This window comes from Mesorhizobium sp. M0587 (genome assembly GCF_040320945.1).
In the GTDB taxonomy this organism is placed as follows: domain Bacteria; phylum Pseudomonadota; class Alphaproteobacteria; order Rhizobiales; family Rhizobiaceae; genus Mesorhizobium.
The window spans coordinates 1-15,674 of record NZ_JAMYQP010000070.1 but is presented as its reverse complement, the minus strand read 5'-3'; the positions used below and the strand labels follow the sequence as shown (position 1 = coordinate 15,674).

At 58.4% G+C, this 15,674-nt stretch carries 10 protein-coding genes and 6 pseudogenes; 12 read left to right on the top strand and 4 right to left on the bottom strand.

The window, feature by feature from the left end; translation table 11 throughout:
• Nucleotides 1–250: 250 nt before the first annotated feature.
• The 3 pseudogenes from NKI49_RS32195 to NKI49_RS32180 form a co-directional block, all read right to left on the bottom strand.
• Nucleotides 251–854: pseudogene (locus NKI49_RS32195) on the bottom strand (ISKra4 family transposase); the annotation flags it as partial.
• Between the two features lie 34 nt (nucleotides 855–888).
• Nucleotides 889–2,156, bottom strand: a pseudogene (locus tag NKI49_RS32185) (IS256 family transposase).
• 491 nt (nucleotides 2,157–2,647) lie between these two features.
• A pseudogene (locus tag NKI49_RS32180) lies at nucleotides 2,648–3,088 on the bottom strand (transposase); the annotation flags it as partial.
• 135 nt (nucleotides 3,089–3,223) lie between these two features.
• Here NKI49_RS32180 and NKI49_RS32175 point away from each other — a divergent pair.
• Nucleotides 3,224–3,628: pseudogene (locus tag NKI49_RS32175) on the top strand (transposase); the annotation flags it as partial.
• Between the two features lie 386 nt (nucleotides 3,629–4,014).
• On the opposite strand, the pseudogene NKI49_RS32170 reads toward NKI49_RS32175, so the two are convergent.
• Nucleotides 4,015–4,193: pseudogene (locus NKI49_RS32170) on the bottom strand (ISKra4 family transposase); the annotation flags it as partial.
• Between NKI49_RS32170 and NKI49_RS32165 the strand changes: the two are divergent.
• The 11 genes and pseudogenes from NKI49_RS32165 to NKI49_RS32115 form a co-directional block, all read left to right on the top strand.
• Nucleotides 4,187–4,618, top strand: a pseudogene (locus tag NKI49_RS32165) (transposase); the annotation flags it as partial. The pseudogenes NKI49_RS32170 and NKI49_RS32165 overlap by 7 nt on opposite strands.
• Before the next feature lie 207 nt (nucleotides 4,619–4,825).
• Nucleotides 4,826–5,818 carry a type VI secretion system protein TssA gene (tssA, locus tag NKI49_RS32160; protein WP_352608166.1) on the top strand — a complete coding sequence of 331 codons (993 nt, stop codon included), beginning with the start codon at nucleotides 4,826–4,828 and terminating at the stop codon, nucleotides 5,816–5,818.
• 38 nt (nucleotides 5,819–5,856) lie between these two features.
• The gene (tssB, locus tag NKI49_RS32155) at nucleotides 5,857–6,411 is read left to right on the top strand and encodes a type VI secretion system contractile sheath small subunit (RefSeq protein ID WP_352608168.1); all 555 of its coding nucleotides are present in this window, start codon (nucleotides 5,857–5,859) and stop codon (nucleotides 6,409–6,411) included.
• A gap of 2 nt (nucleotides 6,412–6,413) precedes the next feature.
• Nucleotides 6,414–7,907, top strand: coding sequence for a type VI secretion system contractile sheath large subunit (tssC, locus tag NKI49_RS32150; protein ID WP_352608171.1), 1,494 nt, complete (start codon nucleotides 6,414–6,416; stop codon nucleotides 7,905–7,907).
• Between the two features lie 102 nt (nucleotides 7,908–8,009).
• Nucleotides 8,010–8,543, top strand: a complete 534-nt coding sequence (locus tag NKI49_RS32145) for a type VI secretion system tube protein Hcp (RefSeq protein ID WP_352608173.1) — start codon at nucleotides 8,010–8,012, stop codon at nucleotides 8,541–8,543.
• A gap of 80 nt (nucleotides 8,544–8,623) precedes the next feature.
• Nucleotides 8,624–9,130: a type VI secretion system baseplate subunit TssE gene (gene tssE, locus NKI49_RS32140; RefSeq protein WP_352608175.1), complete on the top strand. Its 507-nt coding sequence runs from the start codon at nucleotides 8,624–8,626 to the stop codon at nucleotides 9,128–9,130.
• Nucleotides 9,130–11,013, top strand: a complete 1,884-nt coding sequence (tssF, locus tag NKI49_RS32135; RefSeq protein WP_352608177.1) for a type VI secretion system baseplate subunit TssF — start codon at nucleotides 9,130–9,132, stop codon at nucleotides 11,011–11,013. The genes tssE and tssF overlap by 1 nt, the downstream gene beginning before the upstream one ends.
• Nucleotides 10,977–12,053, top strand: coding sequence for a type VI secretion system baseplate subunit TssG (tssG, locus tag NKI49_RS32130; RefSeq protein ID WP_352608179.1), 1,077 nt, complete (start codon nucleotides 10,977–10,979; stop codon nucleotides 12,051–12,053). The genes tssF and tssG overlap by 37 nt, the downstream gene beginning before the upstream one ends.
• Before the next feature lie 23 nt (nucleotides 12,054–12,076).
• A complete protein-coding gene (locus NKI49_RS32125; RefSeq protein WP_352608181.1) occupies nucleotides 12,077–12,340 on the top strand; it encodes a hypothetical protein in 264 nt (87 codons plus the stop codon).
• Between the two features lie 175 nt (nucleotides 12,341–12,515).
• Nucleotides 12,516–14,456 (top strand): type VI secretion system Vgr family protein, encoded by a 1,941-nt coding sequence (locus NKI49_RS32120; RefSeq protein WP_352608183.1) that lies wholly within the window; start codon nucleotides 12,516–12,518, stop codon nucleotides 14,454–14,456.
• Nucleotides 14,457–14,521: 65 nt separating this feature from the next.
• On the top strand, nucleotides 14,522–14,791 hold the full coding sequence (locus tag NKI49_RS32115; protein WP_352695903.1) for a hypothetical protein: 270 nt from the start codon (nucleotides 14,522–14,524) through the stop codon (nucleotides 14,789–14,791).
• The last annotated feature ends 883 nt before the right edge of the window (nucleotides 14,792–15,674 follow it).

Below are 15,674 nucleotides of genomic sequence, written 5' to 3'. Positions count from 1 at the left end.
TCCGTTGTCCCCCCTATCCCTGTCAAACTCGCGACCCAAGGGTATACGTCGGCGTTGGGATCATTTTGTTCGGGAGCATCGTAGGGCCATGCCCGGCCAGTATCGTCCATAGCGGTCTCTCCGGTCGCGGATCAAGGAAGTACTCTAGCGCCTATCGGTCGCGCCGCCGTCATGCGCAATTCATATTCAATCATTCGATCGGGACATGGTGATGCTTCCTGTCGGGGGAGCATGAGGTTTTGTGGGGCGGCTATGCGGCGAGAGCTGTTTCGTCTGGTTCGTGATTGTCGTTCGCCATACCGGGATACCATTGCTGGAAGGTCGAGCGTAGGGAGCCGTCGAAGGTCTGCGTTCGGGTTTGCAGCAGAAGATGCGCGCCGATCCTGCTCCACTGCATCTGCTGCTTTTTCGCGAACCGCTTGCTGATGACGGCTTTGACGGTTGCCTCGACGAAGGCCGAGGATATCCGCTCACCGGACCAGTAGCGTTCGCCGTAGTTGGTCAGGCCGGCACTGTTGGAAGCGATGTAGGATCGGAACTCGCCAATGGCCGTGAGGAATTTGCGGCATGATCGGGTAGTCCGTTTCGAGCGTTTCCGCATCGAATTGCAGGTCGCCGATTTCCTCACCGGCACGGTACGCATTGCCATGCCAGAGGTGCCATTTGATCCTGCGCAGGGTTTCAAGCAGATCCTGTCCGGCCTGCTCATTATGGTTTTCGAGACCCTGGGCGAATTGGCGCAGGACCGTGATGCGCATGGTGATGTGGAACCAGTCGAGGACATGTTCGCTTGCCGGCGCGATCATCTCGGCAAGCGAGCGGACTTCTTCTCCTCCGTCGGTGATGAAGGTGATGTGAGCTATGCTGGAATTTGGGTGACGGGGCTGATCAAGCGGCGCTCTGTGGCTTCGTTTCGATGACCTCGATTCCGTCCAGGAACCTGGCCCTGCGATGAGTTTCGGCAACTGATTTTGTCCTTTCAATCGTCGCCACGTCCTGCCGCGGCCATGACCAGCTTGAAGACCATCAGCCCGGCGGTTTTCGAGGATAGCGAGCCCTTGGTACGCACCGTTCGATGGCGAACGGTCGCAAAGACGCTTTCGATGGGATTGGACGTTCGCAGATGATCCCAGTGTTCGGCGGGGAAATCGTAGAACGCCAGCAACGCATTCTGATCTTTCGTCAGGCAGTCGACCCGCCTTGGCATATTTCGCGTCATATTTTTCGACGAAGACGGCAATTGCGGTCTCGGCCGAGGCCCGGTTGGAAGCGAGATAGATTTCGCGCAGGTCTGCCTTCATGCCGGCCTGCACCGATTTCGGCACCTTGTTGAGAACGTTGGCTGTCTTGTGCACCCAGCATCGCTGGTGTTTGGTGCCGGGAAGGAGCTCCTCGAGCGCCTTCCCGAAGCCAAGCGCGCCGTCGCCCACGGCAAGATCGGGCGCGATCTTAAGGCCACGACGCTTGACGTCGACCAGCAGCTCGCGCCAGCTTTGCGCACCCTCGCGAATGCCGGTCTGGAAGCCGACAAGTTCCTTCTTGCCCTCGGGTGTGGCGCCGATCAGAACCAGCATGCATTCGGCATGGTCTTCCATCCGGGCCTGCAGATAGACCCCGTCCGCCCACACATAGACATAGTGGCGCGCCGAAAGATCGCGCTTTTGCCAACGATCGTATTCGGCGTTCCACTGTGCCGTCAGCCGCGTGATCACCGAGGGTGACAGGTTCGGCGCCTCCTTGCCCAGGAGGGCCGCCAGAGCGTCCTGAAAATCGCCCGTCGAAACGCCGCGCAAGTAGAGAACGGGAAGCAGCGCATCCAGACTGCGCGTCCGACGCGCCCATTTGGGCAGGATCGATGAGGAAAACCGGACCCGGTCCGCTTCACCGGTCGCGCCGCGATCCCGGACTTTCACCCGGCTGACAGGCACCGGTCCGATCCCCGTCTGGATGCTCCGCTCCGGGCCGTGACCATGCCGGACAAGCCGGTCACGACCATCGGCAAGCTTGAGATCCTTCATCTCGGCAAGAAACGGCTCGGCTTCCATCTCGATCGCCTGCGCAAGCAATTTGCGCGCGCCGCTGCGAAGCACATCCGTCAGGGGATCATCGATTTCGTCGGGCTGACGAAGGCGAACAATTTTGATAGTCTCGTTCATGGCGTATCGCTCTCCTTGAGAGATCCCATGGGGTGGATGGCGGCCCGCTCTCTGACAGAGTGGAGTCGTTGAACCAACCACCCTGGAGACGACCATGCCTGTTGTAGCTGACCGACCCGAAGCACCGACCGCCATCCGCACCAATCTCTGCGCGATTTTCGTCTCATTGGAACTCTTATGTTCATTTGCAAGCGGCGTAGCCACGACTGTTCGTCCAGCCAATAATGGCTGGTCCTGCATGGTGTAGCTAATGCGCAATGTAGGAGACGGGGCCTCAAGACGACGGTTTGCAAACTCTTATACGCGGGTTGGATACCGCATTTCCGTGTGTACGCCTGGGGCTGCTTCTATCTAAGCACGGGCATCGACGTAGTCGGCCACTCAATTCCATCGAAGGTTCCCCGACCGGGGCCCTGCCTCCGACATTGCGCATCAGCGGATGATCGATCTTGTCTCCTCCTTTCAATTACTCGCGAGATGCGGATGCTAGGTTAGGCTTGATGAGCTGGCTGCACCTCCTGGCCAATAGCCCACAGGAAAGCCCCCATTTCTCTAGCGATCGCGGTGATCGCGATGGCCTTGTGCTTCCCTGCGAGGATCATTTTTCGATAGCGAGAACAGAGGCGGAGCTGACCTTTCCACGCTATTTCGCGAACGGTTCTCGGTAGGCCTTCCAACTGCGCTTGCTTGGTTCGACTTACCCGCGCAGGGAAGCGGTAAGCCCATGCGCCTTCGATCAGCATGCGACGGGCCCGAGAGTTCCCGGCCTTAGTGATCCCACCACGTTTGACATGTTCACCTGTCAAGCTCTCTGACGGAACGAGGCCAAGAAAGGCCATCAGCTGGCGGGGGTTTTCGAAGCGGCGGATGTCGCCAATTTCGGCAACAAAGACGACGGCGGCAATCAACGATACGCCTCGTAACGGCCGGAGCATCTCAAAGCCCAGGTAAGCCGCGAACTCGATCGGCTCGAACTGCTTCTCGAGCAGATCAAGGCGGTGGAGGCGGAGCGGGACGTGCTGCTGAATGAGGAACAAGACGCGGCGACGCCCGCCTCGGTGGAGATGTTGCTGAACCTGAAGGGCATCGGGCCGGAGTTCGCTGCCCTACTCTGGTCGGAAGGCTTGTTCCGGCACTTCGACAATCGCAGGCAAGTGGCGTCCTACGCCGGCCTCGCGCCGACTCCTTGGCAGAGCGGCTCGATCAACCGCGAACAAGGCGTGTCGAAGGCCGGCAATCCGCGATTGCGAACGACGATGATCCAGCTTGCCTGGCTGTGGCTGCGCCACCAGCCACACTCGGCACTCGCCCGCTGGTTCCACGAGCGCGTCGAGCGCAACGGTGGCCGCCAGCACAACACGACGATCGTGGCGCTTGCCCGCAAATTGCTGGTCGCGCTGTGGAAATATGTGAGCACCGGCGTCGTGATCGAAGGCGCCATTCTGAGCAACGTCGGAGGGAAAGCCGCCTGACGATACCCCATTGAACCAATCCTGTAATCGGTCAGGACCCGATCAGTCCTGACCGATCCAGGTGGACGAACCTACCAGAACCATGGCTTGAAATGCCGTTCGAGAGAATGGTCTCGTCTTCCTGAGCCCCTGCCGCCGCAAGCGGGATGTTGGTGCAGCCGCCAAGAGCGGCGACCGGATGTGAGGTTGACCGAGCTCGGAAACGGGCCGCGTCATGCGATTAGGGCTCGGACCCTGGATACAAAAGCAAAGGTTGGAACCCTGATGTCGCCCTGATGCATTCACTTGACCTAATCCTCCCCATGTGAGGTTCTGGCAGGCTTCATCACCCGCCTCGATACGCCGCTCTCCTCAAACCGTCATCACCCAGTTTCCGCCATAGCTCAGGTGATGTCCTGATTGGCCTGAACACCCTGCTTTTTAAGATGGTCAAGGATACGCCGCTGCGGCTTGCGATCGTAGCCATGGACAAAACCCATGTAACGGGCACCTCCGTCCCGGGTAAGGAGCGGCCGACGATCAGTTCGAAGTTCTTCTTTCGATCGTTGCGGTCACGGATATACCCTGACTGATCAGGACACTGGCGATGTCTCTCAAGTTGAGCCACTACTCGAGCAGATTGGCGGTCCGGTCGGACAGTTTACTGCCGACGGCGCCTATGACGGAAAGCCAACTTACGACGCAGTCATGGATCACAGCGCTGCCGCCGCAATCGTCATTCCGCCTCGTGTCAACGCGGTCCAACCATTCGACGATAGACCTGCCGGCCAAAGGGACCAGCATATCGCCGCAATCGGCAGAGACGGCCGGATGAAATGGCAGGTCTCCAACGGTTATGGCAAACGCTCGCTGGTCGAGACCGCCATAGGGCGATACAAGTCCACCATCGGGCGGCGTTTGCGGGCACGGTCGCTTCCAGTTTAGCAGACCGAAGTCGCCATCGGCTGCGCCGTCCTCAACCGCATGCTTGCCTGCGCACGCCCGAAATCGCCCGCCGCAAGGCGGCCACGGCATAGTCTGCCGCTTCAAAGATCGACATCCCTCAAGTCCGGACCCATGCACCAACGCCCCCCCCGTATGGCTGCATATCAATTTCGCATGCCACATGAAGCCTGATCATCACCTAAGAGACACGAACTAACTGAGGCTGGTTTGGTCATGGGCGGCGCGAACCTGATAGGGCGACACGAATTGGCCATGTTCGATGTAGATCGTTTGATGAAGCCGGTCAGCGACGGCACCCCATGCGGTGATGCTCTCGATTACGATCTGAGTTTTCTCGAACTTGAGATGGCGGCGCAGGGCAAGCCCGCTCGGCAGATGGGGGATTCCGTCATAGCCGCGGAGGCTCCCGATTGGCGTCAAGTCTGGCAGCTTGGCCTGGAGCTCGCTACCCGCACAAAGGACCTTCGCGTCGGGGTCCTGCTAACCCGCTCCGCTCTCAGCCAATTCGGCTACCCCGGCCTTCGCAACGGCCTGGAGCTGCTCGCTGGGTATGTGGAATCCTATTGGCCGGAGCTGCATCCGCGGCCAGACGTAGAAGACTCTGGCGATCAGACGGTGCGCCTTAACGCTTTGGCAAATCTCTGCAATCCCTCCGGGCTTATCGCCGAGGTTTGCCAGGTTCCCCTCACCGCGTCCAGACAGTTTGGCACCTTTACGCTGCGCGATTGGATAGAGACGCAGCGATCTCAATCGAGCGACGTCGATTCAGCGACCATCGACCTCGCCTTCGGGGACACCGAGCACGCCCTCCTCTATCAACTCGGGGCGAATCTCGACGCCAGCCTTACGGCTGCGACCAGCCTAGACGCCCTAATGAACGAGCACGTCGATATCATCGATGCTGTCCGATTCGAGCCCCTCATTTCGGTGCTCCGTCAGGGCAAGGACGTGGTAAGTCGCCACCTGAAAATCCCTCAATCCGAAACCGCTATGCAGCCCCTGCTACCAGGAGCCGAGGCGCGCAATCCGGAAGAGATTCGCGGCCGCAACGATGTCATCAGCATACTCGACGGTATCTGCCGCTGGTATCAAGTGAACGAGCCGGCCAGCCCCGTGCCAGCCTTGCTTGAGCGGGCGAAGCGACTTGTATCGAAGGACTTTATGGCTTTGCTCGAAGAGCTCGCGCCGGATGGAGCTTCTCAATACCGCTCGATCGCGGGTCTGGCGGCACACTCGGGGGCATGACCTCGGATCTCGAAGGCTAACATGAGGACAACCGAAGAATGGCAAAGGCAAGCAGTCAGAAATTCATCAACCGAAATCGCCCCCCGCGAGTCCAGATCGAATACGACCTAGAAACCTACGGCTCCCAAAAAAAGGTAGAACTTCCCTTCGTGGTGGGAGTCATGTCTGATCTCGCCGGCAACCCCGCCGAGCCGCTGCCCCCAGTGGGCGAGCGCAAGATGATGGAGATCGACATCGATAATTTCGATGATCGGCTCAGATCGCTAAGACCCAGGGTGGCGATGCGGGTACCCAACCGTTTGACCGGCGAAGGGCAATTGGCTGTCGACTTGACCTTCGAGTCGATGGGCGATTTCTCGCCGGCAGCCGTGGCGCGCAAGGTGGGAAGCCTCAACGCGCTGTTGCAGGCCCGCATGCAGCTCTCCAATCTACTAGCCTACATGGACGGCAAGATGGGTGCCGAGGAACTGATCGCCCATTTCCTCGGCAATCCAGCGCTGCTCAGTAGTCTCAGTGGAGCGCCGGAGAACGAAGCGCCTGATGAACCAGCGGAGGCAGCCCTGACCTCCTTTCCAGAGACGAAGGAGGATTGATTGTGACGTTCGTAAGCTCAATACCTGCCGAGGTGCACGCCCCGTTTGTCGATCCCGAGGATTTCGTCGTTCTGCTGCAACGCGAGTTCAAGACGCATTCGGATCAGGCCCGCAACGCAGTGGAGAATGCGGTCAAAACTCTGGCTGACCAAGCCCTCCGACACACACCGCTAATCAGCGATGATGCCGTTGAGACGATCCAGTCAATTATAGCATCGATCGACGACAAGCTATCGGAACAAATCAACGAGATACTCCATCACCAGGACTTTCAGGCGCTGGAATCGGCTTGGCGGGGCCTGCATCACCTTACGTTCAACACCGAGACGGACGAGACGTTGAAGATTCGCGTTTTTTCCATTTCCAAGAAAGAACTGTCTCGAACGCTGCGAAAGTACAAGGGAATTGCCTGGGATCAGAGTCCTTTGTTCAAGAAGATCTACGAAGAGGAATATGGGCAGATTGGCGGCGACCCCTTCGGATGCTTGGTTGCGGACTACTACTTCGACCATAGCCCCCAGGACATCGATCTGCTGACGGGGATTGCGCAAATTGCCGCGGCAAGCCACTCGCCGTTTATCTCAGCGGCCTCCCCGCATCTGCTGCAGATGGATTCTTGGCGCGAACTTGCCAACCCACGCGACATCACGAAGATCTTCCTAACCCCTGAGCACGCCGCCTGGCGAGCTTTTCGCGAGAGCGAGGACTCCCGGTATGTGGCGTTGACACTTCCACGCGTGCTCGGGCGGCTGCCCTACGGCGCTAGGACCAATCCAGTCGATGAATTTGCCTTCGAAGAGGACACCGACGGCAGAGATAGCGCAAAGTATCTATGGACGAATGCCGCCTATGCCATGGGTGTGAACATCACGCGGTCGTTCAAGCTCTACGGCTGGCTGTCTAGAATCCGTGGTTTCGAATCCGGTGGCCTGGTTGAAGACTTGCCGGTGCACACGTTCCCCAGCGACGACGGTGGCGTCGACCTCAAATGCCCAACGGAGATCGCGATCAGCGATCGGCGGGAGTCGGAGCTCTCCAAGAATGGCCTTTTACCATTGTTGCATCGGAAGAACACACAGCTGGGCGTATTCCTCGGCGCCCAGACCGTCAACAAGCCAATCAGATACGCAGACCCGGATGCCTCGGCGAATGCAGAGCTCAGTGCGAGGCTACCCTATATTTTTGCGACCTGCCGCTTTGCCCACTATTTGAAGTGCATGGTCCGCGACAAGATTGGCGCGTTCAAAGAACGGCATGACGTCGAGGAGTGGCTGAACCAATGGATCCAAGGCTATGTTCATCCCTCGCCGGAGTTGGGGAGCGAAGAAAGCAAGGCGCAACAGCCGCTCTCCTCAGCAGAGGTCAAGGTCGATGAGGTCGAAGATAATCCCGGCTATTACACCGCCATATTCTATCTGCGACCACACTATCAGCTCGAGGGCCTTACTATCTCTCTGAGGCTGGTGTCACGGCTACCCGCGGCCCGCAAGGGCTGAGCCCTTACGCCGCCGCCACAAGCATAAAGTCCGCTTTCATACCACGCCGGTTCGGGACCATTCCGGCCCCCGATCCGAAACCGCCAGATAGAGGAATTTGGAATGGCATTCGATTCAGTTATGATTTTCACCCAAGCGTCCAAGGATGGCATCCAGCCGAAGGGCGAATCCATTATCCTGAAGAACGGTATCACGCTTGGCGACCAATGGAGTTTCTCAATGGAGAACAAGCTCAATATCGGCCCTCACACCGCAGGCGCCGGGTCGGGTAAGGCCGAATTCGAGGTCTTCACCATCAAGAAGCAGGTGGATAAAGCCTCTGCTTGGCTGTACGTGGCATGTGGCCGCGGCGTCCATTTCAACGGCGTCGAGCTGAAGCTATTCAAATCGACGGGCGCCGGGCTGGCGACGGCCAGTTCGAACCTGTTCTTACACTGGACCTTCAATATGCTTGCGATCGAGAAGGTCGAGTGGGCCTATGCTGAAGAAGCTCCGGAGGAGACGATCACCTTCCGATTCGGCGCCTGCAAGGCCATTTACTACGCGCAGGACGATAAGGGTGCTCTTACCAAGGCTGGTGAGGGTGTCTGGAACCAAATCGCCAACAGTACTGACTTCAATATGCTCGTCGCCTGACAGCTTGCAGACCGGCGTGCGTTCTGGGGCTCGCCATGCATTCGGGTCCCGGATCGTTGCTCAACATGTGGAGATTGAACATGGTTGTCACTGCCAAGTGGGACCTGATCCAGCCATCCCTTCTCGACCAGCTAACGGATGACGAGCCGCGCAGCGCGTCCGAATCGTCGAAATTTTCCAGCTTGTCGCTGCGCCAAGTGCAAGCAATGATCCTTCGCGACGTGTCGTGGCTGCTTAATGCAAACCAGTTGGCTGCAACCGTAGACCTGCAGTCCTACCCCCACGTGGCATCCAGCACTCTCAATTACGGTATCCGGCCCTTTGCCGGGCACATCGTCGATGGCCTCGACGCTGCCTCGCTTGGACAGGAGATTGCCGACAGCTTGCAACGTTTTGAACCTCGGCTGCTTGCCGTCAGTGTCAAGGTCACACCCCTCGCTGAGGCCGACCGCAACGGCTCTCTTGGCTTTAGGATCGAGGCCGACCTCTTGGCAGAGCCAGTGCCGCTGCGGATTGTGATCCGCACCGAGCTTGACCGGGAACGCAAGACCGTCCGCGTTACCGATCTAGGTGCAGAGATAAGCTGATGGACCCAAGGCTCCTGCGATTATACAATGATGAGCTTGCGTATATGCGGGAGATGGGAGCTGAGTTTGCCCGCGCATTCCCAAAGGTCGCCGGCCGGTTGGGAATGGAAGCAGCCGGGGTCGCCGACCCTTATGTGGAGAGGCTGCTAGAAGGTTTTGCCTTCCTGGCGGCGCGGGTCCAGTTGAAGCTGCAAGCCCGGTTCCCGGACTTCACGCAGCACTTGCTGGAATTGGTCTATCCGCATTTTCTGGCGCCCATCCCGTCGATGACTATCGTCCAATTCGAGCCGGATCCACTGGCCGGACGGTTTGAACACGGATATGTGGTGCCGCGCGGAACCAAGCTGCTGGGCCAACTCGCTTCGGATGCGATCACCCATTGCGAGTTCCGCACGGCGCACGATGTCCACCTCTGGCCGATTGCGGTGAGTGCTGTAGATTATTACACGACGCCGGCGCAAATTTCGGCCCTGAATCTTCCGCCCCGGCAAGATGGGAAGGCCGCGCTGCGACTGCGCCTTCGGACAACCAATGGCATGCCGTTCAAAAATCTCGGGCTGAGGGCACTGACACTCTACCTCGCCGGCGCAGGTGGCGTCGGTGCAACAGTCGCCGAACAGCTTATGGGCGATGCTTGCGCAATTGTCGCCCGGCCCGCCAGCCCGCCGCCCCCCTGGCAGGAGAAAATTCCGCTCGGCCAACTGCGGCAGTGCTGTCTGGAGCCCGACTTCGCTCTCCTGCCCGAGGTTCCCCGCTCCTTCGACGGGTATCGTCTGCTTCAAGAGTATTTCGCCCTTGCGGAGCGAACCTTGTTCCTCGAGCTCGGCGGGCTAGCCGACGCCGTGGCGATGTCGACGACTGAGAGCCTTGAGATCGTATTCGTGCTCAACCGTGCCGAGCCACGGTTGGAACGTCACCTCGGAACCCAGAACATCACCCTGTTCGCAACGCCGGCGATCAATCTTTTCGAACGCCAGGCGGATCGCATTCACTTGAGCGACAAGAGCTACGAGCATCATCTGGTTGTAGATCGAATGAGGCCGCTCGACTTCGAGGTTCAGTCGATCCTCGAGATGAGCGGCGAAGGAGAGAGCAGCGAAGCGGCCCCCATTCAGTTTTTTCCATTTTACAACATTACCGCCCATGGACGGGAGGTGCAGCACTCCAGCTATTATACAGTCAGGCGCGAGCGTCGCCTGCGGTCCCAGCACCAGCGTCTCAACGGTGCGAGGAGTGATTATGGCGGCACCGAGACTTACATCTCAATTGTGGACCGCCGGGCGGCTGCCAATTCGGTGAATCCACGGCAGTTGTCGGTGCGGTGCCTTTGCTCGAACAGGCATCTACCGCTTGTATTGCCAATCGGTCATAAAGAGACAGACTTTACACTCGAAATCGGAGCTCCGGTTACCGCCACGCGATGTCTGTCGTTGCCGACCAAGCCGCGTCATTCCTTCGCCACCGGCGATGTCGCGTGGAAGCTGATCAGTCACCTTTCGCTGAATTATCTCTCGATCACGAATTCCGACAATAACGGCCATGGCGCAGAGGCGCTGCGAGAACTCTTGCGCCTGTACGTCGATCCGGACGATGCTTTCGCTTCGCAGCAGATCGACGGAATACGCGAAATCCAGTCGCGACCGATAGATCGGCGGCTGCCGGGCGGCGGACAAGCTGCGGTCGCACGTGGAATCGAAATCAGCGTCGTCCTGGATGAGGCGGCTTTCGAAGGCGTCGGCATTTTTCCCCTGGCCTCCGTGCTCAACCAGTTCTTCGCCAAGTATGTTTCAATCAACAGCTTCACCGAGATGGCTGTCTCGACATTGCAACGCGGTAAAGTGATGCGATGGCCACCGGCGATTGGTCGCCGGACGATCCTCTGATGCCAGACTCTCTCGCACATTTTCTGAGTGCAGTAGCGGCCGAGCCGCATGCTTACGATTTCTTTCAGGCTATGCGAGTCGTCGATGCAATCTGCTCAGATCGCCCCAGGCTTGGGGAATCAAGCCGACCGGGCTTCGATCGGGTGCGGATTGGACAGCAGCCCGCGCTGGCCTTTCCGACCCGATCCATAGCTCGCGTGGCCGAGGCTGGAGAGGGCCATCCCGCCAGTATTTCCACCTACGCCTTTGGCCTATTCGGGCCCAACGGTCCGCTGCCTTTGCATCTGACGGAGTACGCGCTTTTAAGGCAGCGCAATGCCGGCGACAACACGCTGGTTCGGTTTGCAGATATCTTTCATCATCGCTTAGCCTCGCTCTTCTTCCGTGCCTGGGCGGAGAGCGAGCCGACCGTCAGCCATGACAGGCCACAAGAAGATCGCTTTGCCCTGCAACTCGGTGCCCTCGCCGGTTTTGGAATGAGGTCTTTCCATGGCCGGGACGCCATGCCAGATCTAACAAAATTTCACTTCACTGGCCGTCTCGCCTCGCACGCGCGCAATGCCGAAGGGCTAGTCGCTATCCTCAACAGCTTCTTTGTGGCCCCGGTCGAAATCCGTGAATTTATCCCCAAATGGGTTCAGTTGCCGCTGGGCGCGCGCTCCCTCCTCGGCCGTGACGCAGGCACTGCCACACTTGGCAGTACAGCCGCTGTCGGCGGCAGGATCAAAGTCTACCATCATCGCTTCCGCGTCATTATCGGCCCGCTCGGCTTGGCTCAGTACGAGCGGCTTTTGCCGGGGACCTCCGACCTTAGAACTTTGGCCGAGATTATCCGAAACTACTTGGGAGATGAACTGGACTGGGAGGTCAATCTGATCCTGCGACAAGAAGAAGTGCCGAGACTCCGGCTGGGACATAGCGGTAGGCTCGGCTGGACGAGTTGGATCGGCGAGCGCAAGACGCGACGTGATGCCGACGAGCTGACTACGGCGCCGATCGAGCTCTGCCGAAGGCGCCCCGAACTTTCCGCAGCAATCTGAGAGGGTCGATTATAATGGGCTGCATGGATCTTACTAGCGATCTCTATGTACTCTGCAATGCAAATACAATCAAAAGTTGTTCAGCATCCCGCAACGTCCGCGACAGTATTTTTGTTGAGCTGTTTGAAGACCAGCTCAGTGGCGCTGCCCAGCCGGATCTCTGGAAGATTTTACGCGGTTTCGGCGTTGATCAAGGCATCCTCGCTTTCGAGAACGCTTTGACGCCAAGTAAGCATCTCCAGCCCAGCCGATATGGAAGAGCCGTACGAGCAGCGGGGCGTTATTGATATGCGCCGCCAGATCCCCTCCCCGGAGAGCGGCGGTGGGCGACCAACGGACAGGCTCATCATCGATTCCCGTCATTGCGCGCTCCATCGTTTTCCTTGGTGGCGCTCCGGCCGCGTCTTTAGAGCCAAGTCAAAGTACTAAGGTGCTCCTGCATCTCAAGCGCGGAAATCTCCTATGGTCCAGCCTACAATTGAAAATCTGCTGAAGCACAATCGATTTGCCGCAGTTACGTCGGCGGCACTCCAGCCGAACGAGATCATTTTTCGACGGCTAAGAGGCACCGAACGGCTGGGGGAACCTTTTCTCTATGAGGTGAAGCTCGCCACAGCCACTCCGGTTCAGAACTTCGCCAACATTCCCGGACAACTTTTGACAGTCGGCCTTAAGCTGAAGGATGCGGGAACGCGCTTCTTCAACGGCCTCATCACTCGACTCGAGTATCTCGGCCTGGACGACACGGAGCACCTCAACTACGTGGCGGAGTTGCGGCCTTGGCTTTCGCTGCTCGAATATCGTACCAACAGTCGAATTTTTCAGGATAAAACCAGCATTGAGATCATCACCAAAATTTTTCAGGAGCACAAAGGCAATTTCAAGAATCGGACGATAGGGCGGTTTCCAAACCGCACCTTCTGCGTGCAGTACAACGAGACAGATTTGGCCTTCGTCAGCCGCCTAATGGAGCAGGACGGCCTCTACTACTATTTTGAACATGGGGAGAATCGACACGATCTGGTGCTGGTCGACAACCTTTCGAGCCACGAGGCATGCAAGCCTGAGGCTGTGGAGACCCACCACAATCTCAGGCCCGCCCGAAGTCTCCATCGAGATGATGTTATCTTGCATTGGAACGAAGTCGTGTCACTGCAGTCGAACAAGGTCACTCTCAAGGACTACGACGATGAGAAGCCAATGGCAGAACTTACCGCTGTCGCGCGCACCCCTTCCGTGCGTATCGGCGGCATTCCTCCTGGAAAGAGCACAGTGGGTGCCGGTAGCCGTCTTTCTGGCGCCGCTGTCGTGGAATCGGAGACGTCGACTGCGGACGTTTGCTCAGCTGTACAGGAGACGTTCATCTATCCTGGAGGCTATAAGGCAAAAAGGGAGGGCGACTTCTACGCCACGATCCGCGCAGAAGAGCTTGCTTGTAACGCCTATCGGGCGCGTATTGAAACTACAGCTCGCCAAATCAAAACGGGAGTAGTCTTCAAGGCTGCAAACCCCTTCTATTACGGCGATTTGGGTGCGCGCCCAAAGGCTACCCAGCGCTTTCTGGCGGTCGGGAACGAATTCACGGTTTTGGGGGAAGTGGGAGACCGTCCAACGGGCGCGGTCACCGCCGACCAGCGCGCTGAGTGCTTCCTCTATCACAGCACGGTGGAGATCATCCCCGCGAGCACTCAGTATCGCTCCCCGCGCCGCACACCGGTGCCGGTGATCAAAGGACCGCAGACGGCGATCGTGGTGGGCCCAAGCGGCGAGACAATCACGACGGATCAGTACGGCCGCATCAAGGTCCAGTTCTTCTGGGACCGCGAGAGCAACAAGGACGAAAACAGCTCTTGCTGGATCAGGGTAGCCCAGAACTGGGCCGGCAAGGGGTTCGGGTGCCTTCTAATTCCAAGGATCGGCCAAGAGATCGTAGTAAACTTCCTCCACGGCGACCCTGACCGTCCCCTCGTAACCGGGGTCGTTTACAACGGGTCCAACCTGCCTCCTGAAAACCTACCGGTCAACAAGTCCCGCTCCACCTTCCGAACGCACACGGATCGAGGTACAATTGCGGATTATAATGAGCTACGGTTCGAGGATAGGCAGGGTTGTGAAGAGGTCTTTCTGAAAGCGCAGAAGGACCACAACGTTCAGGTTGGAAACATCTATGCCATCGACGTCACGAAGCAATACCTCCTGACCTCAGCCTCAGCTGCGGCGACGTTTGGTAGCAGTATCGAGGTGACACCTGACAAGATATGCCTCTCAGTGATGGGCGCAAGCGGCTCCCAGGCAATCGAAATCAGCGCAGCCGGCATCACTCTCATGAACGCTCAGCGAGCCTCGATCAAGGTGTCGGGTGCTTCGGTCATCATCAACGACGAAGCGCTTGTGGTGACCTGATGCCTGGTCCTGTCCTTCACAAAGGAACAGCCGCGACCTGCCCCCACGGCGGCAGCCTCAATATAATGGCTGCCTCGCTGCGCGTCTCCGTCTCGGGCATGCCCGTGGCGATCTTGACTGACCAAGGCGTCGTTGCCGGCTGCGTCTTTACGCTTCCGAACGGTAAACCGCAGCCCTGTGTGACCACACGGTGGCTCGCAGCCGCTACGCGGGTCTTGGCCAATGGTCAGCCAATCCTCATCAATCCACTTGCCGCTCTTTGTCTCTCGGCAGAACAAATTCCCGGCGGGCCGCCGATCATCGCCTCCAGCCAGATACGGGTCATCGCGACATGAGTTCGCCTTTCCCTGCGCCGCCATCCGCGAGCGGTGCGGCCAGGGCGGCCTGGCCGAATCACCCGGACACGTGCGCGTTCTGCCTTGAACTGTTGATCATAACTGGCTCGGGTGAGCGCGTCATTTCCCCGACCTTCGACTCGCCCGGACATGCAATTGCTTTTTGCCGCCGGCAAAGGGTCGGTCTCCGTTGCGCTGGGAGGCCGCACTCGAAGCCGCCGTCATGCAGGAGCTCCGCAAGCTGAGTCGGCGAAACCTGCTCGTCGACTTTGACGACGCGGCGGGGGGATGTGTTGCAAAGTTTTTGGTAACGAGGCGCATGGCATTGGGCTCCGGTGTTTCCCGGAGGATTGCGACGTTCAAAGGCCGCCAGTTCGAGCAATCTGTGATCCTGCTTTGCGTGCGCTGGTACCTGGCCTCACATGGGCTTCTTGGGGTCAAGGATTAAATTCAGCAATGCATGAGCAGAACTCCAGGACTGTTTCGGCATCCAAGGTCTGAGCCCGATTTGCATGACCGGTCGTCTCCGAGCACGATCAACCTCACATGCGGTCGCCGTTCAGTACGGCTGCACCAATATCCCGCTTGCGGCGGGCAAGGGCTCAGGAGGATGAAACCATTCTACAATACAAAACGGGCATTCAGGCCATGCCAGGTATCGGTTCATCCACCTGGATCGGCCAGGACTGATCGGGTCCTGGCGGATTACGGGATTAGGGTAAAACAGAGCGTTGGTGCATGGATCCTTTGTCAACGGTTTGGCGATAGGCAGGCAGGATCGAAATCAGCTTGATGCGAGTGCCATGCCGTACAAACACAACGCAGATCGTCGTCATCACGTGGGAAAGATGAAATTCAGGGTGACGAATTGGCGTGACTACGA

Coding starts and splice junctions, on each gene's coding strand:
- tssA (WP_352608166.1), top strand. CDS start 4,826: ATGTTCGATGTAGATCGTTTGATGAAGCCGGTCAGCGACGGCACCCCA.
- tssB (WP_352608168.1), top strand. CDS start 5,857: ATGGCAAAGGCAAGCAGTCAGAAATTCATCAACCGAAATCGCCCCCCG.
- NKI49_RS32145 (WP_352608173.1), top strand. CDS start 8,010: ATGGCATTCGATTCAGTTATGATTTTCACCCAAGCGTCCAAGGATGGC.
- tssE (WP_352608175.1), top strand. CDS start 8,624: ATGGTTGTCACTGCCAAGTGGGACCTGATCCAGCCATCCCTTCTCGAC.
- tssF (WP_352608177.1), top strand. CDS start 9,130: ATGGACCCAAGGCTCCTGCGATTATACAATGATGAGCTTGCGTATATG.
- tssG (WP_352608179.1), top strand. CDS start 10,977: ATGGCCACCGGCGATTGGTCGCCGGACGATCCTCTGATGCCAGACTCT.
- NKI49_RS32125 (WP_352608181.1), top strand. CDS start 12,077: ATGGATCTTACTAGCGATCTCTATGTACTCTGCAATGCAAATACAATC.
- NKI49_RS32120 (WP_352608183.1), top strand. CDS start 12,516: ATGGTCCAGCCTACAATTGAAAATCTGCTGAAGCACAATCGATTTGCC.
- NKI49_RS32115 (WP_352695903.1), top strand. CDS start 14,522: ATGGCTGCCTCGCTGCGCGTCTCCGTCTCGGGCATGCCCGTGGCGATC.